2 protein-coding genes are annotated in these 541 nt (G+C 66.0%); both read right to left on the bottom strand.

Annotation, left to right across the window (positions count from 1 at the left end; all coding sequences use genetic code 11):
* Window positions 1-280 (bottom strand): PilN domain-containing protein (locus CWM66_RS28135; protein WP_369878951.1); only part of this gene is annotated, 280 nt, incomplete at its 3' end.
* On the bottom strand, window positions 280-541 hold a 262-nt coding region (gene pilM, locus CWM66_RS28130), incomplete at its 5' end, for a pilus assembly protein PilM (RefSeq protein WP_158262971.1). The genes pilM and CWM66_RS28135, both read right to left, overlap by 1 nt.

The raw sequence follows: 541 nt of genomic DNA, 5'->3' as shown, positions 1-541 counted from the left end.
TGGCCTGCAGCTCCTCGATCACGCGCTTGCGTGCGAGCAGGCGCTCCTTCTTCTTGTCCAGCTCCTCGATCTCGCGGTTCTGCGCCTTGACCTTCTCGATCTCGGCGGTGAGGAACTTGTTGCGCTCCTCCTGGCCGCTGACCTGACGGTCGAAGTAGAACCAGATCAGCAGCGACAGCAACACGCCGGCCACGGCAGCGAAACCGAGCATGCCGAAGAACTCGCGCTCGCGCTGCTTGCGGCGCTCGGCGCGCCAGGGCAATAGGTTGATTCTGGCCATCAGTCGAAGCTCCTCAGGGCCAGGCCGGTGGCGATCATCAGCGCCGGGGCGTCGAGCTGCAGCGCCTGCGCCTGCACCTTGGGACCGAGGGTCATCTGCGACAGCGGGTTGGCCACCACGGTGGTCACGCCCAGCTGTTCCTCGACCATCTCCGGCAGCCCGGCCAGCGCCGCGCAACCGCCTGCCAAGACCACGCAGTCGACCCGGTTGAACTCACTGCCCGCATAGAAGAACTGCAGCAGCCGGCTGATCTGCTGGACG

This window comes from Kosakonia sp. H7A (genome assembly GCF_003028445.1).
Classification (GTDB): Bacteria; Pseudomonadota; Gammaproteobacteria; order Enterobacterales; family Enterobacteriaceae; genus Kosakonia; species Kosakonia radicincitans.
This window is presented reverse-complemented; position numbering and strand designations above follow the sequence as displayed.